The organism is Pseudomonas sp. 05N432 (genome assembly GCF_056396945.1).
On record NZ_JBFTMM010000016.1, the window covers coordinates 69645 to 94602 of the forward strand.

Sequence of the window (24958 nt, forward strand, 5' to 3'; positions counted from 1 at the left end):
AGACCGACATGCTCGATTCCAAACTGTTACGTAGCAACCTTCAGGACGTAGCGGACCGCCTGGCATCCCGTGGCTTCAGCCTGGATGTTGCGCGCATCGAAGCGCTGGAAGAACAGCGCAAGACCGTCCAGACCCGCACCGAAGCACTGCAGGCTGAACGTAACGCGCGCTCCAAATCCATCGGTCAGGCCAAGCAGCGCGGCGAAGACATCGCGCCGTTGATGGCCGACGTCGAGCGCATGGCGAACGAGCTCGGTATCGGCAAAGTCGAACTGGACGAGATCCAGACCGAGCTGGACTCGATCCTGCTGAATATTCCGAACCTGCCGCACGAGTCGGTGCCGATTGGTGACGACGAAGACGGCAACGTCGAAGTGCGCCGTTGGGGCACGCCGACCACCTTCGACTTCGAGGTCAAGGATCACGTCGCGCTGGGCGAGAAGTTCGGCTGGCTGGACTTTGAAACCGCAGCCAAACTTTCCGGTGCCCGTTTCTCCCTGCTGCGTGGGCCGATTGCCCGCCTGCACCGCGCACTGGCGCAGTTCATGATCAACCTGCACACCACCGAGCATGGCTATGAAGAGGCCTACACGCCTTATCTGGTTCAGGCGCCGGCCTTGCAGGGCACCGGTCAACTGCCGAAGTTCGAGGAAGACCTGTTCAAGATCAGCCGCGAAGGCGAAGCCGATCTGTACCTGATCCCGACGGCTGAAGTGTCGCTGACCAACATCGTGGCTGGCGAAATCATCGACGCCAAACTGCTGCCGATCAAATTCGTCGCTCACACCCCGTGCTTCCGCAGCGAAGCCGGTGCATCGGGCCGTGACACCCGCGGGATGATTCGTCAGCACCAGTTCGACAAAGTCGAAATGGTCCAGATCGTTGAGCCGTCGACTTCGATGGAAGCGCTGGAAAGCCTGACCGCCAACGCCGAGAAAGTCCTGCAATTGCTGGAACTGCCATATCGTACTCTGGCGCTGTGCACCGGCGACATGGGCTTCAGCGCGGTCAAGACCTACGATCTGGAAGTGTGGGTCCCGAGCCAGGGCAAATACCGTGAAATTTCGTCGTGCTCCAACTGCGGCGATTTCCAGGCCCGGCGCATGCAAGCACGTTTCCGTAACCCGGAAACCGGCAAGCCTGAGCTGGTCCACACCCTGAACGGTTCCGGCCTGGCGGTCGGTCGTACCCTGGTGGCGGTGCTGGAGAACTATCAGCAGGCCGACGGTTCGATCCGCGTGCCAGCCGTGCTCAAGCCGTACATGGGCGGCCTTGAGGTCATCGGCTAAATGGAATTTCTGCCGCTGTTTCACAACCTGCGCGGCAGTCGTGTGTTGGTCGTCGGTGGAGGGGAGATTGCCTTGCGCAAATCCCGTCTGCTGGCCGACGCCGGCGCGTTGCTGCGGGTCGTTGCACCTGAGATCGAAGCCCAGCTGCGTGAGCTGGTGCAGAACAGTGGCGGCGAGTTGGTGTTGCGCGGCTATCGTGAGTCGGACCTCGACGGTTGCGGGCTGATCATTGCCGCTACCGACGACGAACCGCTGAATGCGCAAGTTTCCAAAGACGCTCATCGGCGCTGCGTGCCGGTCAACGTGGTGGACGCGCCGGCCCTGTGCAGCGTGATCTTCCCGGCGATCGTCGACCGTTCGCCGTTGGTGATTGCGGTGTCCAGCGGCGGCGATGCGCCGGTGCTGGCGCGGTTGATCCGCGCCAAACTGGAAACCTGGATTCCTTCGACCTATGGCCAACTGGCCGGGTTGGCGGCGCGTTTTCGCAATCAGGTCAAAGGTCTGTTCCCGGATGTGCAGCAGCGTCGGGCATTCTGGGAAGAGGTGTTCCAGGGGCCGATCGCGGATCGTCAACTGGCCGGGCAGGGCGCTGAAGCCGAGCGTTTGCTGCTGGCGAAAATCAACGGCGAGTCCCCCAACGCTCCAGGTGAGGTGTATCTGGTCGGCGCCGGGCCGGGTGATCCGGATCTACTGACATTCCGCGCCTTGCGGCTGATGCAGCAAGCCGATGTGGTGCTGTATGACCGTCTGGTGGCACCGGCGATTCTCGAGCTGTGCCGTCGTGATGCCGAGCGGATCTATGTCGGTAAACGACGTGCCGATCACGCGGTGCCTCAGGACCAGATCAACCAGCAATTGGTCGACCTGGCCAAGCAGGGCAAGCGTGTGGTGCGGCTGAAGGGCGGTGATCCGTTCATCTTTGGCCGTGGTGGCGAAGAGATCGAAGAACTGGCGGCCCACGGCATTCCGTTCCAGGTCGTGCCGGGTATTACCGCCGCCAGCGGTTGCGCGGCCTACGCCGGGATTCCACTGACCCACCGTGATTACGCGCAGTCGGTGCGCTTTATCACCGGTCACCTTAAGGATGGCACCTCGGATCTGCCGTGGGGCGATCTGGTCGCGCCCGCGCAAACCCTGGTGTTTTACATGGGGCTGGTGGGGCTGCCGATCATCTGTGAAGAATTGATCAGGCATGGTCGTTCAGCGGACACGCCGGCAGCGTTGATCCAGCAGGGCACGACGCCTAATCAGCGGGTTTTCACCGGCACGCTGGCCAACCTTCCACAGCTGGTGGCGGAGCATGAAGTGCATGCGCCGACACTGGTGATCGTGGGAGAGGTGGTGCAACTTCGCGAGAAACTCGCGTGGTTTGAAGGCGCCCAGTCGCAAGTCTGAACACCGCGTCGCCCTCATCGCGAGCAGGCTCGCTCCCACATTTAATTTGTGTCGTTCACAAATCTCCTGTGGGAGCGAGCCTGCTCGCGATGGGTCCCTTGAAAAATCAGATTGAATTCAAGTCCTGCGCCAAACCCCTTTCCCGCTCAACCGCTCCCGATCATGCGTAGCGGTGAAATCCTGCGCCGGTCCCTTCGGCACGATGCCGGTCGGATTGATCGTGCGATGGCTCGCGTAGTAGTGCCCCTTGATGTGGGCAAAGTCCACAGTGTCGCTGATCCCCGGCCACTGATACAACTCGCGTAGCCAGTTCGACAGGTTCGGGTAATCGGCGATCCGCCGCAGGTTGCACTTGAAGTGGCTGTAATACACCGCGTCGAAGCGAATCAGCGTGGTGAACAGGCGAATGTCCGCCTCGGTCAGGTATTCGCCGGCCAGGTAGCGCTTCTCGCCCAGCCGGTTTTCCAGCCAGTCGAGTTCGCTGAACAGCTCATCAAAGGCTTCTTCATAGGCCGTTTGCGAGGTGGCAAACCCGGCGCGATACACGCCGTTGTTCACCGCCGGATAAATCCGCGCATTCAGCTCATCGATTTCAGCGCGCAATGGTTGCGGGTAGAAGTCCAGGCCATTGCCGGTCAGACCGTCGAACGCACTGTTGAACATGCGGATGATTTCCGCCGATTCGTTGCTGACAATGCGTTTTTGCTGGTTGTCCCACAGCACCGGCACCGTTACGCGGCCGGTGTAGTCGACGGTATCGGCGGTGTAGCGCTGGTGCATGAACGTGAGGTGGTCGAGCTTGTCGCCCGTGGAGCCGAAGGCCTTGTCGAAGGTCCAGCCGTTTTCCAGCATCAGCCAGCTGACCACCGACACATCGACCAGGCTTTCCAGGCCTTTGAGCTTACGCAGAATCAGTGTGCGATGCGCCCAGGGACAGGCGAGCGACACGTAGAGGTGATAGCGACCCGCTTGTGCAGGGAAGCCGCCCTCGCCGCTGGGGCCGGGTTTACCGTCGGCGGTCAGCCAGTTACGGCGCTGCGCTTGTTCGCGCTGGAACGCGCCGTCCTTGCTGCTTTCGTACCACTGATCACGCCATTGCCCTTCGATCAGCAAACCCATCTTGAACTCCAAAGTCGTTAAACGTTGGAGTTGAGTCTAATCCGATCCCTTCGAACAAAAAGCGCAAAGGTTGGGCGTTAATGATCGATTAAATAGATTTGTCGCGAGCATCCCAGAACTGCTGAGCCTTGACGAAGGCTTCATCACGCGGTGTACCGAGACCGCGCAAGGCCAGGGCCATGGTCGATATCAGCGCCATTTGCGGATAGCTGTCGACCACGTCGCCGCGCCATACGGCTTTCAAGTGTTCAGGATCAAGGCTCGCCGGTTTGACGTGGCGTTGCGCCGACAGTTGCGGCCATTCCTCGTCCCAGCTCTGACCGCCAGTGGTGCCGTACAAGTGACTGTCGGCATCCGGGTTGATCTCGATCTCACCGCCATCGCCCTTGATCACGATCGCGTTATCGCCCAGCAAGCCGCTGGCGTCGCGGTGCACGCCCTGATAGCCGGGGTGAAAGATGCTTTGCAAGCCACAGCGCGCGCCCAGTGGATTGAGAATCCGCGCCAGCGAGTGGATTGGTGAACGCAGGCCGAGGGTGTTGCGCAGGTCGATCATCCGTTGCAGTTGCGGCGCCCAGTCGCCCAGCGGGATGAACGCCAGATTGCCTTGTTCCAGAGCCTCACCCACTTGCTGCCAATTACGGCACAACGGAATCTGCAAGTGTTCGAGCAGTTGCTCGCTGTACAGCCGCCCGGCGGTATGTGCGCCACCGCCATGCATCAGGATCCGCACGCCGTTTTGCGCCAGGCACTTGGCCGCCAGCAGGTACCACGGCAGGTGGCGTTTCTTGCCGGCGTAGGTCGGCCAGTCCAGGTCGACACCCAGCGCTGGCGCGTTCAACCGCTCGCGCAAGGCTTCGGTGAAACCTGCCAGCTCTTCCGGGCTTTCTTCCTTGTGCCGCAACAGCATCAGGAAGGCGCCGAGTTGAGTGTCCTCGACCTTGTCGTCGAGCAGCATGCCCATGGCCTCGCGGGCCTCTTCGCGGGTCAGGCTGCGGGCGCCGCGTTTGCCTTTGCCGAGGATCCGCACGAACTGCGCGAAAGGGTGTTCGGCAGGTGTTTCAGTGATCAGTGGGGCGAAATCGGTCATAGACAATTCGTCGGTTTGGGCAGGCCCGCCAGCTTGGCGGCAAGTTTGGCGGGAGTGCCTTTGAACAATCGGTTCAGGTGCAGGCTGTTGCCCTTGTCCGGGCCCAGCTTCAGCGCGGTGTATTTGATCAACGGGCGAGTGGCCGGCGACAGCTGGAACTCCTGATAGAAGCCGCGCAGCAGCTCAAGGATTTCCCAGTGTTCGGGGCTCAGCTCAAGTTCTTCGGCGGCAGCCAGCGCCGTGGCGACTTCGGCGGACCAGTCGCCCAGATCAACCAGGTAACCGTCCTTGTCCAGATCGATGCGACGAGCGCCTACGGTGAGCGAATTCATAGCCAGCTGTTGACCTTGTCGTAGTGAATCGACAGTTCGACAAAGGCCGGATAGTCGACGCTTTTGACCCAGTCGGGCACTTGCAGGCCGCGAGCCTGAACATCTTCGTCGAGGACAAACAGGCGCAAGGTTTCGCTGTGTGCTTGCAGTGCGCTGAGTGGCGCGGTGCCGGGCTGCAAGGCGTAGACCGCATCGCCACTGAGCAGCAAGGCATCGCTGGCGCCCAGCACGCGCAGGCAACTGGTCAGCCGGTTATCGGTAAACGGCGAGTGAGACAACACATGCAAAGTCGACATCAGAGGGTGATCACTTGGTCATAACGGTCGATAACGGCCGAGATCTGTTCGGCGGCCAGTACGTGCAACGGTTCGAGGCTCAGGGCTGTCGGCATCAATCCGCGTGCGGTTGCACTCTCGCCACACACGTACAGGTCTTCTATACCAAACAACCCAAGCGCCTGCAGGTTGGCGCTGAGGTCTTTTTGTTGCACGGCCTTGGCGTCCTGCCCGCTGGCGAGCTGGAACACGCCGTCATCGAGAAACAGCAGGCCGATCGGCAAATCGAAGGCGCCACCAGCGAGTACGATATCCAGCGCTTCACGGGCGCTTGGGCCAGACCAGGGTGCCTGCCGGCTGATAATCAGCAAGGATTTAGGCATGTTTCATGGCCCTCCAAAACAGATCAGGCGATCGGCGTCTTGCACCGCATCGTGCAACTGCCCGAGCCCGGACAATTCCCACGGTGCGCTGACATTGATTGCCGTGCGCTGATAACGCCTGGCTTCTGCCTCATCCAGCACGCCACGGCGCAACGCTGCAGCAATACAGACCACGCCGTCGAGCTGGTGCTCGCTGACGAAGGTGCGCCATTGCAGCGCCAGGTCCTGCTCGTCCTGTGGCGTAACGACGTTGCTCGAGGCGTTGTAAACGCCGTCCTGATAGAAAAACAGCCGCACGATCTCGTGCCCACCGGCCAGCGCTGCCTGGGCAAACAGCAGGGCGCGGCGCGAGGAGGGCGCGTGTGCGGCGGAAAACAGCGCAATGGCGAACTTCATGGTGAACTCTGACAACAAATCTGCGGCCATGATAAAGCTTTATCGCCGGTGCGGCGAAGGGCGATTCAGCGCGGCATATAGCCCATCTGCCAGCGCCTTGGAATCTTCAGTGAAACAACGCCGAGCACGCCGGCCAGCAGGCCGCTGGCATACAGGGCTTGCAAGCCAAGATGGTGTTCGAACACCGCGCCCAGGACGGCGCCGGCAAACATGCCGGTCCAGGGGATCAGTTGCACCCGCCAGCCATTGCGGCGTTCGCCAAGCAACCAGCGTCCCAGGCCGCGCCCAAAGCGTGACAGGGCGCCGGTAACGTACGTCAGCCCGACCGGAAAGCCATTGACCTGTTCGACAGCGGCGTTGAGCATCCCCATGGCGATGATCGCTGCCAGCAACGCCGGGTATTTAGCCTCTAATGGCCATGCAGCGGCGCCGCACAACAGGGTAGCGACGCACAGCATCAAGGGCAGGGCGCGCCGGCCGCTGAATCGGCTGACCACAATGCCCAAGGCGTTGCCGACGACAAACATGGCGACCAACACCAGCAACCGCAAGGTCATGCCCAGATCACCGTCGCTGATCGCCACCGCCAGGCGGGTGGTGTTGCCGCTCATGAAGGAGACGAAGTCGCCGGTGGCCATGAAGCCAATAGCGTCGGTCATGCCGGCCAGCACAGACAGGCTCGCCACCAGCAACATACCGATCCGGCCGCGCCATTTCTGCACATGCAACAGGCCGGGTGTATGGGCGCGATTAGGTGAAGACGGCAGCATTTATCAGCTCTCGAGACCATGCAGCTTGCGATATTCCTTCCAGTCCATGCCTGCCATTTGCGCCACTTCCTTGTGCACCTCCAGCCGCTGGGCTTCATAGTCCTCAACAGTGGCCACGGTCAATTGCAACGTCAACTCCCAGGCAAACAGGCCCAGACGCTCGGCTTCTGCCTCGTAGGCCTCATGCAGTCGTTCGTTGCGATACTGCGCCATGGTTTCGCCTTTGGCCTGGGCGGCCAGAGGGTTCAGGTGATCGAGTTCTTCGCGTAACGCCGATCGTGCATTGAGAAATCGTTGCAGCGCCAGTTCGTGCGGCGAGTCGATGGGGGCCATGGACCGTCCTAGTCAAAAGGAAAGTATGCGCGTCTTGAGGGCGTTTGCCTTGACGCGGGTCAGGAGGTCTTTTTCTTGTTGGCTTTGGCCTCGGCGGCCAGGCACTCAAGTGCAAACTGCTCGGTGTAGGTCATCTGGATCGGCGTGGTTTCACCTTTGACGGTTCTTTCGCCATCGAGGATGTAGCGAATGCGCTTGTCGGTCACGCCAATGCGTTTGGCGATCCACGACGGAGTCTGACCGATCTGGCTGATCAGCTTGTCGGCGTAGTCGGTGGAAGGTTTGTAGAACTCGGCATTGGGGGTCATGGGCTTTCCGGAGGAAGTTGCTCGGCGCGACGCGCCAATTATGGCGCGACAGGGTGCGCGAATCGGCGTGGGCTGTCGCGAACTATATCAAGTAAAGCATCAAGTAAAGCAGAGCGGCGCCATGAGGAAGAACCTTGCCTGGCGCTTCGGGGTAGCTGCTTGCGGTGATACAGTCAGCGTTTTGCAAATAAGGAAACACAATGCGTATTTTGATGGTGGCGCTGGCTGGCGTTTTGCTGGCGGGTTGCGCGGGATCGACGATGAAAGAAGCGCGCTCCCAGAGCCCCTACAAGACGCTCGCTTCGAGCAAGCCTGATCTGGTCGTCGCCCAGTGCGTGCAGTTTGCCTGGCAGGACGAGGCGGTGTTCGGTGTCGACGCCAGCGGTTACCTGCAACCCGGCGAAACCGGTGGCTTCACCGTTTACACCCGTTCGGCCGAGGCCTTCATCGACGTGCAAGGCGGCGCATTGAAGTACTACGCCACTCAGGACAACTGGGTTGCCAAGCGCCGACTGGCAGCACTGGCAACCTGTCTGTGAGTCAGTGAGCGTCAGTGTTTGGCTCGGCGGCCGTCAGGCGTTTCTGAAAAAAGAAGCGCTTGCTGCCCGGCGGGTAATCGGCAATCTGCCCAATCTCGGTAAACCCCAGCTTCTTGTAAAACTTCGGTGCCTGGAATTCGAAGGTGTCGAGGTAGATCCCAATGCAGCTCTTTTCCCGTGCCAGCTCTTCGGCCATGTGCATCAGCCGTGAGCCGGTGCCCTGTCCGCGTGCCTGTTCGGGCACCGACAACAGGTCGATGAACATCCACTGATAAAACAGTTTTGCGTAGAGCCCGCCGAGGATTTCGTCGGTTTGCTCATCACGAACCAACAGGGCGATTTCCTGGTAGTGACCTTCGCCGGCATGGGCGATGTTGTAGGCGCGCAGGGGGTTGATAATCGCCTGGCGTTCTTCGGGTAGCGGGTTTTGCGATAACTCGATGCGCAGTTTCATTCGTGACGTCCTTGTAACGGTTTTGGGGCAACCGATACCGAGACTACCGCGTGTTGTTAACGAAGTGAATGCCTGTGGCGCGCAACCGTCTTGATGTGAATCGTTCCGATTGCGGGGTTGTGTTGTAGTACTTTTGCCAGTCTAGACGTAGGAATTCATACATTTAACTGTATGGATAGCCAGTATCTATTGAGTCCTGCTCAAAAATGCGGCCGAAACGCGAAAAAAGCGGCCGTGGACTTCACCTGTCATTCGGTTAGGTTGAAAGCGTTCCTCAGGAAGGAACGTTCTTAATCAACGGAGTGAAAAAATGAACAAGCCACAAACCCAAGCGCAACTCAAACATGGTCGTGTCACTACCCCTGCCAGCCGCGGCTCTGTCGCCATGGAGGTCGGTCTCCTGGAAGGGTGGCAGGTCAACGAAATGGAAGGCGGCAAGAACTTCCCGTCACTGACTGCCGGGCCTTTCCCTGCACCGTATCAGACGGACAGCGACAGCGTTGCACCACCGGCTGATGGTTTTATCCTCAGCGGCGGCAAGACTGATGCTCGCGACTGCATCAACTTCACCGACGAGGAAATGAGCAAAAAGCTCAATCGTCCATTCACCTGGCCACTGCTGAACGTGAACCCGGGCCAGACCTTTCATGTCACCTGGCAGTACACCGCGCCTCATACCACCCGCGGCTACAGCTGGTTCATCACCAAGGATGGCTGGGACCCGAAACAGCGCATCAGCCGCGCGCAACTTGAGGCCAGACCGTTCGCGGAAGACTTCTACACCCAGGTGCCTTATTACGCGCACAGCAGCGAACTCAAAGCCAAAGTCGAACATGAAGTGAAGTTGCCGGCAGGCAAGAAAGGCCATCACGTCATTGTGCTGCTGTGGATTGTCGCCAACACCGGCAATGCGTTCTATCAAGCCTTCGACGTGGACTTTAAGTGAGGCCACGTTTGTAGTGTGATGCCTGACAGGTTCTAAAGGATTGGAACCGAAAGCCCGGCAGCGATGCCGGGCTTTTTTTGGGTTTTTCACGGAACCCTGGGGCCCCAAAAAAAAGCAAAAAAAAGCCCGCGGGAGGAGGCGGGCTGAATGTTTCTTGAATGAGCGGTGGGAAATATAAGCGCTGAGCGTCGAAAACACAGTGAAAGATGTTTCATATGTACGTCTCGGGCCATTCGACCGTTCAACCTGTTGAGTCCACAGAACGCCAAACCGGGTGTAAGTTAGGTTCGGACCTGTCTGTACTCGAATGGAGGTGACTATGAGTGCTCCGATGCTTAGCAAAATGCAGATGAACGGTTATCAAGTGGTCAGCGTCAACAGCGGTCTCTGGAAGGTCTGTACCCGGAGCGACCGGCTCGGGTCCTTTGGCAGCCGAGAAGAAGCGCTGGCCTACGCCGCGTCATTGCCCGCCCGTGCATCCAGAACGAAACCCGTTTCCAATACACAGTGAGGCGATCGTCTGGATGAGTGTTTCGGCCGTTCTTCCATCCGCCGCAAAACAAAAAGAGCCCGCATTCAGCGGGCTCTTTTGTCAGGTGTTATCGGTCGACTGAGGTTTGCGTCGATCCTTGCCGGCAGGATTGCCGGTGTCCAGAAGTCTTCTCTCCACCATCACATTTTCAAGTGCCTGGCGGTCTGAAGGTTGCAGCTGATGTTCCCTCTCTTTGAGCTCAAGCAGGATCGGGCTGGACCAAGTGCGATAGGTCCGCTCGGCCATTCGAATCGGGTTCATTTTCGTCTCCCAGACCAAGTGCTCGCTAACGGCGCGACGCGTTTCCATACCGCGAAAATCCTAGTCGAGAAATCCGGGTGTCGCCACCCGATCAGCCATTGCTTTTGTGATCGCCACTGATGATCTTGCCGATCGGCGTGATGAGATCAGGTCTCTGGTTCTTAACGTTGCCGATCGCCATATCCACCTTGAACCACTCGAAGGTTTCGGCAGGCTCGCCCTCGTGCAACACCATCTGCTCGGCGCTCTCCTTGGGCATTGCCAGATTGAGCCATTCCCGGGCCAACTCCGGCGACAGCACCACCGGTCGCCGATCATGCAGATCGACCAGGCCACCCCCACTGTCTGCAGTGAAAATCACAAACCCATCGTCCTTCTTCGGTTCCCGACCACCCGCGGGGTACTGACCAATGGCTGCGCAGAGTATGGGAGCGCGATCCCGGCGCCGGATCAGGTAAGGCTGTTTATTCGGGCCGCCTTCATAAACCCATTCGAACCAGTTATCGATGGGCACGATGGCGCGGTGCGGCCAGATCGCTCGGAAGAACGCACCGTGTGCGACTTTCTCGACCCGGGTGTTGATGGGCACGGAGTGGTCTTTCGACCAGGCCGGTCGCCATCCCCAGCGTACCCGGTCAGCATGCAGGGTTTCGCCTTCGAGGTGGAAGAGTGCGACCTGGGTCGATGGCGCGACGTTGTACAGACCCAGAGGCTGGTCGCCCACAGTATTGACCAGGGGATTGGGCATGCTCAGCGCCGCGACGAAGTCGTGGATGCCTCGGTACTGCGAAAGTCTTCCACACATTGGAAAATCCTCCGGTGGAGCTTTCAGCTTAGCCGAGTCGTGCCCAGGGCGGAGGCGCCGCGAGTGGATCTATTGTCTGAAGGACTGGCAGATCGCCGGAGGTATGGGCCAGCAAACCTGCAATGGCCCCGGTCAGCAGGTTCTCCAGCAGTTCGTTGCGTTCCCGATCCTCCAGCGGGTGCAGCGCCAGCCAGCTGGGTGCGCTGTTGAGCATGCTGGCAATGGTGTGCCCGGCAGCCAGTAATCCTTGTTCACTGAATCGGCGCGAGGGACAGAGGATCATCAGCAATTGCCGTTCGTAATGCTCCTGCAACTGCCGAACATGCACTTGCTGATCCTCGTTCAGGCAACCGCAGTCGCGCTCCACCAGGCGAAAATGCCAGGGCATTTCCCGATGCAGGTTCAGGTGTGCATGGATGACGTCGTGCAGGCTGTCACGCAGGTCTCGCGGCTGTCGCTCGAGGCGTCCGAGGGTTGCCAGCAGTTCCTCATAAAATTCTTCGATGAGGTCGAGCAGCAAGTGCTGCTTGCTCGGGTAATGGTGATACAGCGAGCCTGGGGCAAGCCCCAGGAACGCTGCCAGCTCGCGCATGCCGACCTGGCCAAAACCCTTGCTGGCGAACAGCTCCAGGGCCTTGTCCCGGCTCTCGGCAAAGCGTGAGCAACGCTCAGCCATAGGTATGGAAACCACGGCCAGTCTTGCGCCCCAGATAACCGGCCGCGACCATTTCCTTGAGCAGCGGAGCGGGGCGGTACTTGCTGTCGTTGAAGCCGTCGTAGAAGGCCTGCATGATCGCCAGCAAGGTATCCAGGCCAATCAGGTCGGCTAGCGCCAGCGGACCTATCGGCTGGTTGCAGCCCAGGCGCATACCTGCATCGATGTCTTCGGCGCTGGCCAGGCCTTCCTGGAACACCAGGATCGCTTCATTGATCATCGGCACCAGAATCCGGTTCACCACAAAGCCCGGACGGTTACCGGCGGTGATCGCGGTCTTGCCCAGGCGTTGCGCCAGTTCCAGGGCCAGGGTGTGCGTGGCGTCGCTGGTTTGCAGGCCGCGAATCACTTCGATCAACCCCATGACCGGCACCGGGTTGAAGAAGTGCAGGCCGATGAAACGCGCCGGCGAACTGACGCTGGCGGCAAGCTCGGTGATCGACAACGATGAGGTGTTGGAGGCAATCACGCAGTCGACGCTGGCCTGAGCGGCGATCTGTTGCAACACCCGCAGTTTCAGCTCGAGGTTTTCTGTCGCGGCCTCGATCACCAACTGCGCGTTGTGCAGGGTGCTGTAGTCGGTGCTGGTGCGGATCTTGTCCAATGCCGCGAGCTTTTGCTCCTCGGTCAGCGACGCCTTGGCGACCTGCCGGTCAAGGTTCTTGCCCACGGTCGCCAGCGCTTTTTGCAGGGCGCTGTCGGAGATGTCCAGCAAGGTCACGTTGAAACCGGCCAGTGCGCAGATTTGCGCAATACCGTTGCCCATGGTGCCGGCGCCGATGACGCCAATGTTCTGCAGATTCATCGTCATGTCCTTTCCGTCAAACCCGTTCGAACAACACGGCAATGCCTTGGCCGCCGCCAATGCACATGGTCGCCAGGGCATAACGTCCCTGAATCCGATGCAGTTCGTGGATGGCCTTGGTCGCGATGATTGCGCCAGTGGCGCCGACTGGATGGCCCAGCGAGATGCCCGAACCGTTGGGGTTGACCTTCTCGGGATCGAAGCCCAGCTCTTGCGCCACGGCACAGGCCTGGGCCGCGAAGGCTTCGTTGGACTCGATCACATCAAGGTCGGCCACCGTCAGGCCCGCGCGCTTGAGCACCAGGCGGGTGGCAGGAATCGGCCCCAGGCCCATCATTGAAGGCTCAACGCCGGCATGGGCATAACCCACCAGCCGGGCCATCGGCTTGAGGCCTTGTTCCTGAACGAGTTGCCCGGTGGCCATGATCAGCGCGCCAGCGCCATCATTGAGGCCAGAGGCGTTGCCGGCGGTGACGCTGCCGTCTTTTTTGAACGCGGGTTTCATGCCGCTCAATTGCTCGAAGCTGACTTCTGCCCGTACATGCTCATCCGTGGCAAACGAAACCGTCCCTTTGCGGCTCGCCACTTCGATCGGCACGATCTGCCCGGCAAAACGCCCTTCGGCAATCGCCCGGGCGGCCCGCTGCTGGCTGAGCAGCGCCAGTTGATCCTGGGTCTGACGGGAGATGCCGTAGTGCTCGGCGATGTTTTCTGCGGTGATGCCCATGTGGAAACCGGCAAACGGGTCTTGCAGCACGCCGAGCATGTAGTCGATGCCCTGAATGTCACCCATTCGTGCACCCCAGCGCGCCTGTGGCAACAAGTAGGCACCACGGCTCATGGATTCGACACCGCCTGCCAGCACGGCAGAGGCATCCCCGAGCATCAGACTTTGCGCGGCACTGACAATCGCCTGCAGACCCGAACCGCAGAGGCGGTTGACGTTGAAGGCCGGGGTCTCTTTCGGCAGGCCGGCATTCATCGCCACGGCCCGTGAAATGTAGGCGTCGCGCGCCTCCGTCGGGATCACATGCCCCATCACCGCATGACCGATGTGCTCGGGCGCCAGGCCTGATCGTTCAATGGCTGCGCGGCACACGTCGGTTGCCAACTGGATAGGCGGCACATCCTTGAGTGAACCGCCAAAGCTGCCGATGGCAGAACGGACCGCGCTCACAACAAAAATATCGGAAGGGTTCATGTGGTTTTCCTGAAAAAGGTCTTTTTTGTTGGGCACGAGTCTAGAATCAGCAACGCCGCTGGCCTATGCCGGAACTGTTCAACGGTGATGGCGTTTTTTGCCACTTTCAGATGCCGAGGAGAGAGACGATCACATGCGGGAAACGGATTCGGTGGCGGTCTATTTCATGTATCCAATGATCCATGCCCTGCGAGAAAATCCGCAGCGTCTGCGGTCGGTGCTCGAACAGGTGGGAATCGATCCGGCACTGATGGATCAGCCTACGGCACGGGTGCCGGCCACTGCTTTTGCGGCGTTATGGCTGGTGCAGATTCGTGAGCTGAACGACGAGTTCTTTCAGCTGGACTCCCACGGCATGCCGCCAGGCAGTTTCGCCTTGATCTGTCGGGCACTGATCCAGGAACCGACGCTGGAAAAAGCCATGCGTCAGTGCCTGGCCAATTTCGGCCTGTTCCTGCGGGATTTTCGCGGCACGTTAACGGTGCGTGGCAAGCGTGCAGTCATCAGCTTGCAGACTCAGGCGCAAAACAGCGACGTCGCGCATTTCGGTGAAGAGACATTTCTGGTGTTGATGATCAGCCTGCTGTGCTGGCTGGGCGGGCGACGCATTCCTATCGATCGTGCGGACTTTCGTCATAAGCGTTTGTCGCTCAATGATGATTCATTGCTCTGGGGCGCCAACCTGACCTTCGGCGCCGAGCGCACCGAGATCGAGTTCGACAGCCGTTATCTGCAATTGCCGGTGGTTCAGGACCTGGCTTCGCTCAAGGCATTTTTGCGCAGTGCGCCGCAGTGGCTGGTGATTCGTTTCCGTAACCAGCATGGCCTGGCATCGCAGGTTCATCAGCGTTTGCGCAACAGCCATTACAGCCAATGGCCGACCCTGGAGGCGTTTGCGCTCGAACAGCATTTGAGCCCCAGCACCGTTCGCCGAAAACTGGAGCGTGAAGGCTGTTCATTTCAGGAGATCAAGGACGAAGTACGCCGCGGTGTTGCTTTTGAACAGCTGCGCCAGAGCCAATCGAGCATCACCGCGATTGCCGAGCAGATCGGTTTTCAGGAGCCCAGCGCGTTCCATCGGGCGTTCAAGAAGTGGACCGGTGAGAGTCCGGGGCGTTACCGGGCGAGGTTCCAGGGCAAGCGCGTCGATGCCTGATCGGTACTTCAAAAAAACGCCATAATGCCTGTCAGTTAAGGCTCAAACCTGTGGGAGCGAGCCTGCTCGCGATAGCGGTGGGCCATTCAACATTGATGTTGAATGTTATGCCGTCATCGCGGTGACATTCAGCGAAACAAAGCAACCGTTGATGCCGTGGTAGGGCCGCTCAGGTGTGGTGTCGGACCCCATGAGGACCTGGTCGCCGACCACCAGCCGGGTATGCATGATCAGGTCATGGCTACTCGCCGGAATTTGATCGCGAGCCGGCGACTCACCGAAGGTCATCATCATTTCAAGTGTGCCTTGCAGGCATTGCGCGTAGAACGTGAAGGCTGCTTTGCAATCACCGTTGAAGATCAGGTAGGGATTGATTTTCATCGTCAGCTCCAGGAACGCAGAGGGAGAGGGCACTGTTTGTTCCAGCGTGCCCGCGTGGGTAAAACCATGGGAAAGACGTTCAGCTATCGAGTAGCAGGGTGCTAATTATGGCTGACAGGTGTGGTTTTTTTAGATGATTTTGTTTGCTGCGAGGGAGCGTTATTACCGGCGGTAAAAAGATCGCAGGGGGCAACTCGCCCCCTGGTATCGAGGTCTCGCTACATCAAGTTGCTTTGCGGCAACCCCAGCAGGCCGGTCAGCGTATTGAGGATGGTTTGTTGCCGGGCGCGGTTGACCTGGTGCTCGGCTTCTGCGGCGGCGACATCGGCGGCGCAATGTGGGCAGATCACTTCGTGTGCGTGGATGTACTGCAAGCAGCCACGACACAGCGCCAGTTGCGGCGGAATACGTCCTTCGTCAGGCGATTTCTGGCCCTGGTTCGCCCAGGCCAGTTTGATCACCTGGCCGCTGTCGCTGACACTGTTGACCTTCTCGCCGGTGTCGATGCGTTCGGTAATCAGGTCAAAACGTCCGACGGCGAAGGAGGTCTTCGCGGCGTCCTCGAGTTTGACGATTCGTTCGCGCAGTCCCTTTTTTTGCAGGTCCAGTGCGCGGTAGTGACAGTAGGGGTTGTTGCCGGGTTTGCCGAGCAAGGAGTGCGACGTCCAGGTACAGCCGCCACGGCAGACATCGTTGTAGTAGCAGCTTCGGCAGTAGCCCCACAGATCCTCGACACCGCGCAGACGGCCAAAGTGCATGCCTTCGCTGTAGTGCCAGATATCGTGCAGGCTCATGTTGCGCACATTACCGCCGGAAAAACCCACCGTTGCCAAAGAAGGGCAGCCTTTGACGGTGCCGTCGGCTTCGAGTGCCAGCACGGTTTGCCCGGCCGCGCAGCCGCTCCAGTGCACGCGCTCGTCGCCAAAACCACGCCACATATGCTCGTAAGGGCCGTAGTAACCAATATTGTTACCCACGTTCATCAGCAGACCGCGATCGACGCCCTCGCGGTAAAGGCGTGCCAGCAACGGCATCACTTCAAGCAGTTGATAGGGCTGTAACAGCAGCTCTGGATGGTCGACGGCATTGCCCATGGCGACCGTCAGCTGGATCTGCCAGTGGGTGGCGCCGAGTTCGATGATCAAGTCCATCAGTTCGGGCAGATCGGGCAGGGTGGCCGCGCCGATCTGGGTGTTGACGCTCACGGCAAGCCCCGACTGTTTGGCGCGTCGCAGGGTATCGATAGCCTTGTCGAACGAGCCCGGAACATTGCGCACGGCGTCATGCAATGGGGCCAGTCCATCCAGCGAAACACCGACGCCATTGAGCCCGGCATCCACCGCGGCCTGCATTTTTGCCGGCGTCAGGTTGCGGCCACCGGTTTGTATCGCGCAATACATGCCGTGATCGTGGATCGCCTGGATCAGCTGAGTCCAGTCCTTGCGCAAATAGGCTTCACCGCCGATCAAGGTGATCTCGCGGGTGCCGAGTGCCGCCAGGGAATCGATGACATCCAGGCATTCCCGGGTGTTCAGTTCATCGGGGCGTCGATGGCCTGCGCGTGAGCCGCAATGCAGGCATTTCAGATCGCAGGCCAGGGTGATTTCCCAGACCACATGGACCGGCACATAACGTTTGAGGTCGGTTTCACTGAGGTAGCGGGCGGGGCGATTGTCTGACATGGGAAATCCTTGCGCACAGACACGTACGCGGCACGAATCCATCGAAGTGTTCGCGCCTTCCTTAGCATCAACGGCGCGAGCGGATTTACCTCGGGGTTGGAAGGTCCCGGGCTCGGTCACTGGTGGTCTGACCCAGCCCGGGTATTGCCGGTTAGCGTGCTTCCAGTCGGGCGATTTCTGCTTGCAACTGCTCAAGCGCACTGCGCAAGGCGCCGCTGCTGGCGAGTTGCTGTTCACCCTGGCTCACCACGGCCTTCAGTTGCGCCAGGTCACCGCTGGCTTGCGCTTGCTGCACGGCAACCGCGTAGAGCGGTAATTTGTGAGGTTGCGCGAACTCCTGGCGCTGAGCCGGGGCCTGGCTGACAGCCGCATGTCTGACTGTCGTCCAGTGGTCTTGATCGTAGTACTTGTAGTCGGCAAAACCGCTGGCCCAATCGGCGCCTAGAATGCCGCGCAGGTCGAAGGTCTGGGCGATATTGCTGTTAGGGCCGCTCGGGCTGCCATCCAGAGTGAGGATGATGTGGTTTTCCGCATCGGCAGTCAGTTTGGCCTCGGAATACTCACCCCAAACCTGGGCACGGAAATTGACAGGGGGGTAGGTGCTTTGAAAAATGCTCGCAATACCGCTGACTTTCTTGTTGACGGTATCCACCAGCAGATCCAGGGTTAAAACCGGTGCGCCGATTAGCGAGCTGGAAACGTTGAGGCGCGTGTGAAAAAGTCCAATTGACATGGTGCAACTCCCTTAATTTGTATTCAGGACAAGCCAGGCACATTCAGTTGCCGGTCAGCGGCGTTCCAGCCGGCTGATTTCACCCTTGGCGGCCTCAAGCGCACTCTGCAACTGGGGTTGCTGGTCCAGTTGTTGTTTGGCAAGGCTCGCCAGATTTTTCATCTGGGCCAGGTCACCGCTGGCAATAGCGCCCTGAATCGGCGCGGCGTACAGCGGCATGATCGGCGGATACGGCAGGATGACCGGGCCGGGTTCCAGCGGCAGCGGATAGGCCCTGGAAGGCACCGACTCGACGAGATGGGCGGGCGCATTGACCTTKACCCAGCGCTGACCATTGAAGTACTCGTAGTTGGCGACGCCTGCTTTCCAGTCGTCACCGACCACCAGATGCAGCTTGAAATTCACGATGGAGTTCGAGCTCGGGCCACCCTGGTTGCCTTGAACGGTGATCAGGATTTTGCTGACGCCGGGTTTCATCACCGTCATGTAGGTGTACGCACCCCAGACATCGGAATGCACATCCAGCGGCGGGTTGGTTGCCTGAGTGATTGCGACAGTACCGCTTACCGTTTGCTCAGGTGTAAACACCAGCAGATTGAGCGCCAGGTTTTGTGCGCCCGGTTGTTGAGTACCAATTTGATAGCAGAGTGGGAATAAACCGACAGACTGTTGAGAAGAACCAGACATAATTATTGCCTCCATTGCAATAGGGGAGCGGAAACAGCAGTTAGTGCTGTTCCAGGCGTGCGACTTCCTTAGCCAACTGCTCGTACGCGCTACTGAGTTCTTTGGGTTCTGGCTTGGATGCATCGCGTTGTTTCAACAACGTTTTCATTTGCGGCAGGTTGCCTGCCTTGATCGCGCTTTGGATGGCCACCCCATAAGGGGGCATGCTATGGCCAGTTGAATTGCTCATAACGATTCCTTCCGTGGTTGTGCGAATACTGCTGTCTTCAGCAGTTTCTGCAGTTAAGCAGGCGTTGATAAATATGCAATGGGCAATGGGCTAGTACGGCTGATAAATTGTTAATATTATTTTATTAATAGCGACGCGTTAGGAAACTGGCTGTTTGTTATCAGGATTGGCGATGAGGGGAAGTGTGTCGGGTTCTTTTCTCATAAGCAGTGCGAGTTCTTATCGCCATTGATAATGAATATGTGTGGTTGTTTAATTTATGGGTAATTAAGTACGATAGTTCCAATAGGAACATCGTTTTATTGCGAGTTTTCAACCTTCCTGAGCGGCGATTCGCCGAATGATCTGCAAGGCTTCTTCGCGCAGCAACGGCTGTTTCATCCGCTCGGCCAGCAACGCCATTTGCCGAGAGTACTCGCAGGCGACCACCGCCTCGACCCGCTCGCCCTTGCACAACAGCGCGATGAACGCGTATTGCTCGGGGTTGCCTTCGAAGACGATCCGGTCCCACTGGTCGGCGTGACCGAGCATCTCGAAGGTCTTGTCGAAGTGATACGTCCAGAAGAACGGCACATCCACGTAGCGTGTTTCAACGCCCAGCATGTTTTGCGCGGCGATCCGCGCCTGCTGCTGCGCCAGGCGCCAGTGCTCGATGCGTGTGGGGAAACCTTGCCATGCAAAGGAGGCGATGTCGCCGGCAGCCCACAATCCAGGCGCAGCGCGCATGCCTTCGTTTACCGGCAGCCCGCCGTCATCGTCCAGCTCAACACCTTCGAGCAGGTCGGTGACCGGGTTGACGCCGATGCCGATCAGCACCAGGTCGGCGGGAAGTCGTTGGCCATTCTCGAGCAGAACGGCCTCGACGTTGTCCTGGCCCTCGAACGCCTTCGGCTGGGTATTGGCATGAAAGACCACGCCGTTGTCTTCGTGCAGAGACAAAATCGCCATGCCGATGCGCTCACCGAACAGCGTGCTGAACGGTGTTTCATGGTGCGCGACCACGCTGACTTCCAGGCCATGGCGGCGCAAGGCCGAAGCCGACTCCAGGCCGATGAAGCTGGCACCGATGATGACCACACGGGTACCGGGTTTTGCGATGTGCAGAATGCGCTCGGCGTCCGCTCGTGAACGCAGCGCCAGGATGTTGTGCAGATGCGCCCCGTCTACCGAAAGCGGCCTGGGTTCGCCGCCACTGGCCAGGAGCGCGGCGTCATAGTCGAAGGTACGCCCGTCACCCAGGGAAACCCTTTTGGCGGCTACGTCGAGACGGATGACCTCACCTTGAACCCGCTCGATGTGCTGTTCGTTGTAAAAGCGTTCATCCAGCAGCGGCGGGGTTTCTTCGACGGACATTTCCCCGGCAAGGACATATTTGCTCAGCACCGTGCGGTCATAGCCGGGGTCCGTTTCGCGATCGATCAACACCAGGCGACCGGCAAAGCCGTGTTCACGCAGGGCGGCTGTTGCCGCTGTGCCCGCAGCGCCTGCACCGACGATCACGAAGCAGCGTGAATCAGGGGCACGATTCACTTCGATGGGGGCAAGGGGCTGGTCGTCCACATGTACATCGCCATCGACGATTTTGACCGGATAGCGGGTCAGCCCATTCAGCGCTGGCGGTTCGCACACTTGACCGTCCTCGACCGTGAACATCGCCTTGTGCCACGGGCAAATCAGCCGACCATTGCAGACAATGCCTTCGTCCAACGGAGCCTGCGCGTGCGGACATTCGCCCTGATAGGCATAGACCCGTTCGCCGGCCCGCAACAGCACGATCTTCAGTGAGCCAATTTCAACGCGAGTACCGCGGTCTTCACGAAGGTCGGTAAAACGGGCGACGTTGTGCAGGGACATGAGCACTCTCCGGGGCGGGGTTTTCCGTTGGCGTCGACAGCGGCGGGAGAGCGTCAGTGAAACTGCGGCCCCGTCTGGCAGGCTCGACCCTTACAGTAAAGCAGTGAAATCGATTGCCCATCGGCACCTGTCCATCGACGCTCCAAGGAATGCTTGCGCTGCGTTACACGCCATGCAAACTGTCGCGACTCCACCTGACTGATGGCCTTTAACATGACGGATAGCAAACCCGACAGACACACTCCAAGCGCCCAGGACATCGTCGCTGCACTCGACCTGGAACCCCATGTGGAAGGCGGTTATTACCGCCGGACCTTTCAGTCTGATCAGCAGCCCATGGTCGAGACCGCAGGTGGTCGGCGTTATGCGATGACCTCGATCTATTACCTGCTGACGGACACGTCTCCCGTTGGCCACTTTCATTTGAACCGATCCGACATCGTTCACTACCACCACCTGGGCGATGCGATTCGATACTTCCTCATTTACCCGGACGGCACATTGAAAACCGTGGAGATGGGCAATGACGTCACTGCCGGGCAGTGCCTGCAATTGCATGTGCCGGGCGGTGTCTGGAAGGCTTCGCAGCTGATGGATGGACCAGCTGCTTACGGCTTGATCAGCGAAGCCGTTTCGCCGGGGTTTGATTTTGCGGATATGCAATTGGGCAGTCGGCACCGGCTCAACGAGCTGTTTCCAGAGCATTCGGCGCTGTTTGAGCGGCTGGCGCGAGAATAAAACAGTAAGACCAGCACCTACTCCGTAGCAGCTGTCGAGCCTGCGAGGCTGCGTTCGGCTGCGTAGCAGTCGTAAAACCCGCCTATACGGTTGATCTGGTCGACCGCGCTGCATGAATTTACGAGTGCTGCGCACTCGAACGCAGCCTCGCAGGCTCGACAGCTGCTACGGACTCGAACGCAGGCTCGGCAGCTGCTACGGGTCATCCGGTCTGCGAGGGGTGAGCAGGGTGTTGCGCTCGTGAAAATTATTCTGTAGTTTTTCATGAAATTATAAAAACATAATTTCATGGGTGCCCGAATGTTTCAGCAGTCCTCGCAGCATGTCGCCAGCTATTACGCCCACAGTTGCGCTGATCGCCTGTTGAACCGAGCCGCTCTGGAAGGTGAACACACAGCCGAGGTGCTGATCATCGGTGCCGGTTTCAGTGGCTTGCATACCGCCTTGCGCCTGGCCTTGGCGGGCAAGCGCGTGACGTTGCTGGAAGCCAGTCGTGTTGCCTGGGCGGCCTCGGGGCGTAATGGTGGGCAGGCGATTCTCGGCTGGTCGTGTGACATGCCGCCTCTGGAGGCTGCGCTGGGTTATGAACGCGCGCGGCGCTTGTGGGACGGCATGCGCTGGGCGGCGCAGGAGTTGCGCGAGTTGCCGGCGCGCCATGGTTTCGACTGCGATTATCGCCCCGGCCACTTGTGGACGTCGGTCATGCCGCGTCGGGTCAGTCTCCTGACCGAGTGGCAACGCGAGGCCAGCCATAAGTGGGGCCACGATGGCCTGCAATTCATAACGCGTGAGCAGTTACCGCAGTGGGTCGCCAGCGAGCGTTATCAGGCGGGGCTCTATGACCCCGAAGGCGGGCATCTGAATCCATTGAAGCTGGCGCTGGGGCTGGCCGCAGCCATCGAACATGCTGGCGGCTGCATCTTTGAGCAAAGCAAAGCGCTGAGCTATCGCGAAGACGGCGATCAGTACCGGGTGACTACCGAGCGCGGGAGCATTCGGGCAAATGTCCTGGTGCTGGCGTGCAACGCCTATCTCGATCAACTCGATCCTGAATTGGCCAGTTGTGTGCTGCCGGTGGGCACTTATCAGGTGGCCACCGCGCCCCTGACCGCCGAGCAAGCCAGCGCGCTGCTGCCGAATAATGTCTGCGTCACCGACAACCAGTTCGTCCTCGATTATTTCCGTCGTACACCGGATAACCGCCTGCTGTTCGGTGGCGGCTGCACCTATCTGGGCGGGATGCCCAAAGACATCGCCGCCGCGACACGGCCCTATCTGGAACGGGTCTTCCCGCAGCTCAAAGGTGTCGAGCTGGAGTTTGCCTGGGGCGGGCATATCGATCTGACCCTCAAGCGCACCCCTGACATTGGCCGGTGTGGCGACCTCTACTGGCTACAGGGTTATTCCGGGCATGGCGTGCTCCCGACATTGGCTGGGGCTCGCGCCGTGTCCGATGCGATTCTCGGTCAGCCGGACGAGCTGGCGTTGTACCAGGGGTTACGTAATGACAGCTTTCCCGGCGGTAAATACCTGGCAGCGCCATTGGAAGCGATCGGCAAGGCCTGGTACCGACTGCGCGACAGCATTTGATGAGTCATCTTCCGGAATTACTGGCATGAACAAGCAAGAAGAAATCGCCGCGCTGGCGATCCTGATCCACGATCTGCGCAAGCACAAGAAATACACCCTCAAGGAATTGGCCGACAAAATCGACCGTTCCGTGGGCTTTCTTTCGCAAGTCGAACGGGGCTTGTCACGACCGACCGTGGCGGACCTGACCGCGATCAGCGAAACCCTCGGCGTGCCAACCACCTATTTTTACAGCCTGCCAAAACCCAAGGTGTTGCCTTGGGTGACCCGCCCGGATGAGCGCCGCACGTTGTACTACGCCAACGGAATTACCGACATTCTGGTCTCGCCGAAGATCAGGGCCTCGTTCTCGATGCTCGAAAGCCAACTGGAGGCCGGCGCCAGCAGTGGCGAGCGGCACTTGAGCGACAGCTCCGAGCAGGGCGGCTACGTCCTGGAAGGCGCATTGACGCTGTGGTTGGGCGATGACGATGAGCCGGTCACCTTGCAGGCCGGCGACAGTTTTCAGCTCGACAGTCACACGCGCTGTCGCTACGGCAACCTCACTGACCAGCTCACGCGAGTGCTTTGGGTTTACACCTGATAACAATAAAAGGAACAACGACGATGGATGCTGCCTGCTCTGATCTGCTGGCTGAGGTTCGTGCTTTTCGCCAACGCTACCCCGAGGTGCGCTATGTCGACCTGATCTCCCTGGACATTCCCGGGCATTTCTACGGCAAGCGCTATCCGATAGAGATGCTCGAAAAAGTGGCTGCCGGCAGCGCCCTCAAGCTGCCGCAGAACTGCGTGTTACTGGGCGTGCAGGGTGGGCTGTTCAAAATCGGCGACTACTGTTTTAACGACGGCGACCCGGATGCTCTGCGGCGCCTGGTGCCAGGCACGCTCAAGCCGGTGAGCTGGGAATCCAAGCCATTGGGTCAGATGCTGATCACCTCGGACGGCACCGAGAAGCCGATCGTCTTCGAGCCCCGCGAGGTCCTCGCGCAGGTGTTGGAACGGTTGCGTGGCAAAGGTATTCATCCGGTAGTGGCGTTCGAGCTGGAGTTTTATCTGTTCGATAAACAGCTGCGCGACGGGCAGCCGCAGTTCCCCCGCGATCAGCTGTCGGACGATGCCGATGATCAACCGAACATGCACATCGAGCGGCTGTCGCGCTTTTCGCCGGTGCTCGATGAAATGGTCGAAGCGGCGAGGGCGCAAGGCATCGATACCACGGTGATCACTGCCGAACTTGGGCCGGGCCAGTTCGAGATCAACTTCGGCCACCTCGATGACGGCCTGCGCGCTGCCGACTGGGCGGCGCTATTTTGCCGTAGCACCCGTGGCGTCGCGCTCAAGCACGGTTACCGCGCCAGCTTCATGGCCAAGCCTTACTTGCAGCATCCGGGCAGCGGCATGCATGTGCATGTCAGCCTCTATGATGCCGAGGGTAAAAACCTGCTGGCCGCCAACCAGCAGCAAGCACTGCGGCATGCGGTGGCCGGCTGCCTGGAGCTGCTGCCGCATTGCATGCCGATATTCGCGCCGAACCAGAACGCCTTCCGGCGTTTGGGCGGTACGGTGAACGCGGCGACACGTGCCAGCTGGGGTTTCGAGGATCGTGATGCGTGTGTGCGGATTCCCGATTCGGATTCGAAAAATCTGCGTATCGAGCATCGCCTGGCAGGCGCGGATGCCAACCCTTATCTGGTGCTGGCAGCGATTCTGGTGGGATTGGAGCAGGGGCTGGAAGCCGGTCGCGAGCCGATCGCAGCACTCAATGAAGACCGCAACAGCGGGATCGATTTCCCGCTGGAAATGCTCGAAGCCGTGCGCGCCATGCAGCATCAGCCACAACTGCGCGAGGGTTTGGGGGCGGAGTTTGTTGATGTGTACTGCGAGAACAAGCGCCAGGACCACCTGGCCTTCCTGCAGGAGATCAGCGCGCGCGAGTACCGCTGGTATCTGTAATAACCGC

The 24958-nt window shown here is 59.5% G+C and carries 30 protein-coding genes and 1 pseudogene; 10 read left to right on the top strand and 21 right to left on the bottom strand.

Features of this window, described 5'->3' with window-relative positions:
- Positions 1-8 precede the first annotated feature (8 nt).
- Positions 9-1289, top strand: coding sequence for a serine--tRNA ligase (serS, locus tag AC1DHT_RS18280; protein WP_427537158.1), 1281 nt, complete (start codon positions 9-11; stop codon positions 1287-1289).
- Complete coding sequence (gene cysG, locus AC1DHT_RS18285; protein ID WP_427537156.1) at positions 1290-2684, top strand: siroheme synthase CysG; 1395 nt, start codon at positions 1290-1292, stop codon at positions 2682-2684.
- 117 nt (positions 2685-2801) lie between these two features.
- Here the strand turns inward: cysG and AC1DHT_RS18290 are convergent, their stop codons facing one another.
- The 9 genes from AC1DHT_RS18290 to AC1DHT_RS18330 form a co-directional block, all read right to left on the bottom strand.
- Entirely contained in the window at positions 2802-3803 is a 1002-nt protein-coding gene (locus tag AC1DHT_RS18290) for a glutathione S-transferase family protein (RefSeq protein ID WP_427537154.1), read from the bottom strand.
- 88 nt (positions 3804-3891) lie between these two features.
- The gene (locus AC1DHT_RS18295) at positions 3892-4893 is read right to left on the bottom strand and encodes a glycosyl transferase family protein (RefSeq protein ID WP_427537152.1); all 1002 of its coding nucleotides are present in this window, start codon (positions 4891-4893) and stop codon (positions 3892-3894) included.
- Positions 4890-5225, bottom strand: a complete 336-nt coding sequence (locus tag AC1DHT_RS18300) for a TusE/DsrC/DsvC family sulfur relay protein (RefSeq protein ID WP_054597834.1) — start codon at positions 5223-5225, stop codon at positions 4890-4892. The genes AC1DHT_RS18295 and AC1DHT_RS18300 overlap by 4 nt, the downstream gene beginning before the upstream one ends.
- A complete protein-coding gene (gene tusB, locus AC1DHT_RS18305; RefSeq protein WP_054597833.1) occupies positions 5222-5521 on the bottom strand; it encodes a sulfurtransferase complex subunit TusB in 300 nt (99 codons plus the stop codon). The genes AC1DHT_RS18300 and tusB overlap by 4 nt, the downstream gene beginning before the upstream one ends.
- Positions 5521-5883 carry a sulfurtransferase complex subunit TusC gene (tusC, locus tag AC1DHT_RS18310; protein ID WP_427537149.1) on the bottom strand — a complete coding sequence of 121 codons (363 nt, stop codon included), beginning with the start codon at positions 5881-5883 and terminating at the stop codon, positions 5521-5523. Before tusC ends, tusB begins: the two co-directional genes overlap by 1 nt.
- 3 nt (positions 5884-5886) lie before the next feature.
- A complete protein-coding gene (gene tusD / locus AC1DHT_RS18315) occupies positions 5887-6279 on the bottom strand; it encodes a sulfurtransferase complex subunit TusD (RefSeq protein ID WP_427537147.1) in 393 nt (130 codons plus the stop codon).
- 65 nt (positions 6280-6344) lie between these two features.
- A complete protein-coding gene (locus AC1DHT_RS18320; protein WP_427537145.1) occupies positions 6345-7049 on the bottom strand; it encodes a YoaK family protein in 705 nt (234 codons plus the stop codon).
- 3 nt (positions 7050-7052) lie between these two features.
- On the bottom strand, positions 7053-7382 hold the full coding sequence (locus AC1DHT_RS18325) for a DUF6388 family protein (protein WP_427537143.1): 330 nt from the start codon (positions 7380-7382) through the stop codon (positions 7053-7055).
- A gap of 59 nt (positions 7383-7441) precedes the next feature.
- On the bottom strand, positions 7442-7690 hold the full coding sequence (locus AC1DHT_RS18330; RefSeq protein ID WP_019689854.1) for a hypothetical protein: 249 nt from the start codon (positions 7688-7690) through the stop codon (positions 7442-7444).
- A 200-nt stretch (positions 7691-7890) separates the two neighbouring features.
- Between AC1DHT_RS18330 and AC1DHT_RS18335 the strand changes: the two genes are divergently transcribed.
- Positions 7891-8229: a hypothetical protein gene (locus AC1DHT_RS18335; protein WP_427534135.1), complete on the top strand. Its 339-nt coding sequence runs from the start codon at positions 7891-7893 to the stop codon at positions 8227-8229.
- A gap of 1 nt (position 8230) precedes the next feature.
- On the opposite strand, the gene AC1DHT_RS18340 is transcribed toward AC1DHT_RS18335, so the two are convergent.
- Positions 8231-8683, bottom strand: coding sequence for a GNAT family N-acetyltransferase (locus tag AC1DHT_RS18340; RefSeq protein ID WP_427537141.1), 453 nt, complete (start codon positions 8681-8683; stop codon positions 8231-8233).
- Between the two features lie 310 nt (positions 8684-8993).
- Between AC1DHT_RS18340 and AC1DHT_RS18345 the strand changes: the two genes are divergently transcribed.
- Positions 8994-9629 carry a lytic polysaccharide monooxygenase auxiliary activity family 9 protein gene (locus tag AC1DHT_RS18345; protein WP_427537139.1) on the top strand — a complete coding sequence of 212 codons (636 nt, stop codon included), beginning with the start codon at positions 8994-8996 and terminating at the stop codon, positions 9627-9629.
- 319 nt (positions 9630-9948) lie between these two features.
- A complete protein-coding gene (locus AC1DHT_RS18350) occupies positions 9949-10140 on the top strand; it encodes an SPOR domain-containing protein (RefSeq protein WP_019689859.1) in 192 nt (63 codons plus the stop codon).
- An 81-nt stretch (positions 10141-10221) separates the two neighbouring features.
- On the opposite strand, the gene AC1DHT_RS18355 is transcribed toward AC1DHT_RS18350, so the two are convergent.
- The 5 genes from AC1DHT_RS18355 to AC1DHT_RS18375 form a co-directional block, all read right to left on the bottom strand.
- Positions 10222-10422: a hypothetical protein gene (locus AC1DHT_RS18355; RefSeq protein WP_427537220.1), complete on the bottom strand. Its 201-nt coding sequence runs from the start codon at positions 10420-10422 to the stop codon at positions 10222-10224.
- Between the two features lie 91 nt (positions 10423-10513).
- Positions 10514-11227, bottom strand: a complete 714-nt coding sequence (locus AC1DHT_RS18360) for an SOS response-associated peptidase family protein (RefSeq protein WP_427537137.1) — start codon at positions 11225-11227, stop codon at positions 10514-10516.
- 28 nt (positions 11228-11255) lie between these two features.
- Positions 11256-11909, bottom strand: a complete 654-nt coding sequence (locus tag AC1DHT_RS18365; RefSeq protein WP_427537217.1) for a TetR/AcrR family transcriptional regulator — start codon at positions 11907-11909, stop codon at positions 11256-11258.
- Positions 11896-12747, bottom strand: a complete 852-nt coding sequence (locus AC1DHT_RS18370) for a 3-hydroxybutyryl-CoA dehydrogenase (RefSeq protein WP_427537214.1) — start codon at positions 12745-12747, stop codon at positions 11896-11898. The genes AC1DHT_RS18365 and AC1DHT_RS18370 overlap by 14 nt, the downstream gene beginning before the upstream one ends.
- Before the next feature lie 16 nt (positions 12748-12763).
- The gene (locus AC1DHT_RS18375; protein ID WP_427534127.1) at positions 12764-13948 is read right to left on the bottom strand and encodes an acetyl-CoA C-acyltransferase family protein; all 1185 of its coding nucleotides are present in this window, start codon (positions 13946-13948) and stop codon (positions 12764-12766) included.
- 133 nt (positions 13949-14081) lie between these two features.
- Between AC1DHT_RS18375 and AC1DHT_RS18380 the strand changes: the two genes are divergently transcribed.
- Positions 14082-15104 (top strand): AraC family transcriptional regulator, encoded by a 1023-nt coding sequence (locus AC1DHT_RS18380; RefSeq protein WP_427537135.1) that lies wholly within the window; start codon positions 14082-14084, stop codon positions 15102-15104.
- 114 nt (positions 15105-15218) lie between these two features.
- Here the strand turns inward: AC1DHT_RS18380 and AC1DHT_RS18385 are convergent.
- The 6 genes and pseudogenes from AC1DHT_RS18385 to AC1DHT_RS18410 form a co-directional block, all read right to left on the bottom strand.
- Positions 15219-15485 (bottom strand): annotated as a pseudogene (locus AC1DHT_RS18385) (VOC family protein); the annotation flags it as partial.
- A 218-nt stretch (positions 15486-15703) separates the two neighbouring features.
- Entirely contained in the window at positions 15704-17167 is a 1464-nt protein-coding gene (locus AC1DHT_RS18390) for a GDL motif peptide-associated radical SAM/SPASM maturase (protein WP_427537131.1), read from the bottom strand.
- A gap of 151 nt (positions 17168-17318) precedes the next feature.
- Entirely contained in the window at positions 17319-17900 is a 582-nt protein-coding gene (locus tag AC1DHT_RS18395) for a DUF1842 domain-containing protein (RefSeq protein WP_427537129.1), read from the bottom strand.
- A gap of 54 nt (positions 17901-17954) precedes the next feature.
- On the bottom strand, positions 17955-18587 hold the full coding sequence (locus tag AC1DHT_RS18400; protein WP_427537127.1) for a DUF1842 domain-containing protein: 633 nt from the start codon (positions 18585-18587) through the stop codon (positions 17955-17957).
- Positions 18588-18627: 40 nt separating this feature from the next.
- On the bottom strand, positions 18628-18816 hold the full coding sequence (locus tag AC1DHT_RS18405) for a DUF1843 domain-containing protein (RefSeq protein WP_347927062.1): 189 nt from the start codon (positions 18814-18816) through the stop codon (positions 18628-18630).
- Between the two features lie 312 nt (positions 18817-19128).
- The gene (locus tag AC1DHT_RS18410) at positions 19129-20670 is read right to left on the bottom strand and encodes an FAD-dependent oxidoreductase (protein ID WP_427537125.1); all 1542 of its coding nucleotides are present in this window, start codon (positions 20668-20670) and stop codon (positions 19129-19131) included.
- A gap of 213 nt (positions 20671-20883) precedes the next feature.
- Between AC1DHT_RS18410 and AC1DHT_RS18415 the strand changes: the two genes are divergently transcribed.
- From AC1DHT_RS18415 to AC1DHT_RS18430, 4 genes are all read left to right on the top strand, one after another.
- Positions 20884-21408: a cupin domain-containing protein gene (locus AC1DHT_RS18415; RefSeq protein ID WP_427537123.1), complete on the top strand. Its 525-nt coding sequence runs from the start codon at positions 20884-20886 to the stop codon at positions 21406-21408.
- Between the two features lie 300 nt (positions 21409-21708).
- Complete coding sequence (locus AC1DHT_RS18420) at positions 21709-22998, top strand: NAD(P)/FAD-dependent oxidoreductase (RefSeq protein ID WP_427537121.1); 1290 nt, start codon at positions 21709-21711, stop codon at positions 22996-22998.
- Positions 22999-23023: 25 nt separating this feature from the next.
- On the top strand, positions 23024-23581 hold the full coding sequence (locus AC1DHT_RS18425) for a helix-turn-helix domain-containing protein (protein WP_019689871.1): 558 nt from the start codon (positions 23024-23026) through the stop codon (positions 23579-23581).
- Between the two features lie 23 nt (positions 23582-23604).
- Positions 23605-24951 carry a glutamine synthetase family protein gene (locus AC1DHT_RS18430; protein WP_103316420.1) on the top strand — a complete coding sequence of 449 codons (1347 nt, stop codon included), beginning with the start codon at positions 23605-23607 and terminating at the stop codon, positions 24949-24951.
- Positions 24952-24958 lie beyond the last annotated feature (7 nt).

What these genes read in the sequence shown, in the direction of transcription:
- serS (WP_427537158.1), top strand. Translation starts at nt 9, where the DNA reads ATGCTCGATTCCAAACTGTTACGTAGCAACCTTCAGGACGTAGCGGAC.
- cysG (WP_427537156.1), top strand. Translation starts at nt 1,290, where the DNA reads ATGGAATTTCTGCCGCTGTTTCACAACCTGCGCGGCAGTCGTGTGTTG.
- AC1DHT_RS18290 (WP_427537154.1), bottom strand. Translation starts at nt 3,803, where the DNA reads ATGGGTTTGCTGATCGAAGGGCAATGGCGTGATCAGTGGTACGAAAGC.
- AC1DHT_RS18295 (WP_427537152.1), bottom strand. Translation starts at nt 4,893, where the DNA reads ATGACCGATTTCGCCCCACTGATCACTGAAACACCTGCCGAACACCCT.
- AC1DHT_RS18300 (WP_054597834.1), bottom strand. Translation starts at nt 5,225, where the DNA reads ATGAATTCGCTCACCGTAGGCGCTCGTCGCATCGATCTGGACAAGGAC.
- tusB (WP_054597833.1), bottom strand. Translation starts at nt 5,521, where the DNA reads ATGTCGACTTTGCATGTGTTGTCTCACTCGCCGTTTACCGATAACCGG.
- tusC (WP_427537149.1), bottom strand. Translation starts at nt 5,883, where the DNA reads ATGCCTAAATCCTTGCTGATTATCAGCCGGCAGGCACCCTGGTCTGGC.
- tusD (WP_427537147.1), bottom strand. Translation starts at nt 6,279, where the DNA reads ATGAAGTTCGCCATTGCGCTGTTTTCCGCCGCACACGCGCCCTCCTCG.
- AC1DHT_RS18320 (WP_427537145.1), bottom strand. Translation starts at nt 7,049, where the DNA reads ATGCTGCCGTCTTCACCTAATCGCGCCCATACACCCGGCCTGTTGCAT.
- AC1DHT_RS18325 (WP_427537143.1), bottom strand. Translation starts at nt 7,382, where the DNA reads ATGGCCCCCATCGACTCGCCGCACGAACTGGCGCTGCAACGATTTCTC.
- AC1DHT_RS18330 (WP_019689854.1), bottom strand. Translation starts at nt 7,690, where the DNA reads ATGACCCCCAATGCCGAGTTCTACAAACCTTCCACCGACTACGCCGAC.
- AC1DHT_RS18335 (WP_427534135.1), top strand. Translation starts at nt 7,891, where the DNA reads ATGCGTATTTTGATGGTGGCGCTGGCTGGCGTTTTGCTGGCGGGTTGC.
- AC1DHT_RS18340 (WP_427537141.1), bottom strand. Translation starts at nt 8,683, where the DNA reads ATGAAACTGCGCATCGAGTTATCGCAAAACCCGCTACCCGAAGAACGC.
- AC1DHT_RS18345 (WP_427537139.1), top strand. Translation starts at nt 8,994, where the DNA reads ATGAACAAGCCACAAACCCAAGCGCAACTCAAACATGGTCGTGTCACT.
- AC1DHT_RS18350 (WP_019689859.1), top strand. Translation starts at nt 9,949, where the DNA reads ATGAGTGCTCCGATGCTTAGCAAAATGCAGATGAACGGTTATCAAGTG.
- AC1DHT_RS18355 (WP_427537220.1), bottom strand. Translation starts at nt 10,422, where the DNA reads ATGAACCCGATTCGAATGGCCGAGCGGACCTATCGCACTTGGTCCAGC.
- AC1DHT_RS18360 (WP_427537137.1), bottom strand. Translation starts at nt 11,227, where the DNA reads ATGTGTGGAAGACTTTCGCAGTACCGAGGCATCCACGACTTCGTCGCG.
- AC1DHT_RS18370 (WP_427537214.1), bottom strand. Translation starts at nt 12,747, where the DNA reads ATGAATCTGCAGAACATTGGCGTCATCGGCGCCGGCACCATGGGCAAC.
- AC1DHT_RS18375 (WP_427534127.1), bottom strand. Translation starts at nt 13,948, where the DNA reads ATGAACCCTTCCGATATTTTTGTTGTGAGCGCGGTCCGTTCTGCCATC.
- AC1DHT_RS18380 (WP_427537135.1), top strand. Translation starts at nt 14,082, where the DNA reads ATGCGGGAAACGGATTCGGTGGCGGTCTATTTCATGTATCCAATGATC.
- AC1DHT_RS18390 (WP_427537131.1), bottom strand. Translation starts at nt 17,167, where the DNA reads ATGTCAGACAATCGCCCCGCCCGCTACCTCAGTGAAACCGACCTCAAA.
- AC1DHT_RS18395 (WP_427537129.1), bottom strand. Translation starts at nt 17,900, where the DNA reads ATGTCAATTGGACTTTTTCACACGCGCCTCAACGTTTCCAGCTCGCTA.
- AC1DHT_RS18405 (WP_347927062.1), bottom strand. Translation starts at nt 18,816, where the DNA reads ATGAGCAATTCAACTGGCCATAGCATGCCCCCTTATGGGGTGGCCATC.
- AC1DHT_RS18410 (WP_427537125.1), bottom strand. Translation starts at nt 20,670, where the DNA reads ATGTCCCTGCACAACGTCGCCCGTTTTACCGACCTTCGTGAAGACCGC.
- AC1DHT_RS18415 (WP_427537123.1), top strand. Translation starts at nt 20,884, where the DNA reads ATGACGGATAGCAAACCCGACAGACACACTCCAAGCGCCCAGGACATC.
- AC1DHT_RS18420 (WP_427537121.1), top strand. Translation starts at nt 21,709, where the DNA reads ATGTTTCAGCAGTCCTCGCAGCATGTCGCCAGCTATTACGCCCACAGT.
- AC1DHT_RS18425 (WP_019689871.1), top strand. Translation starts at nt 23,024, where the DNA reads ATGAACAAGCAAGAAGAAATCGCCGCGCTGGCGATCCTGATCCACGAT.
- AC1DHT_RS18430 (WP_103316420.1), top strand. Translation starts at nt 23,605, where the DNA reads ATGGATGCTGCCTGCTCTGATCTGCTGGCTGAGGTTCGTGCTTTTCGC.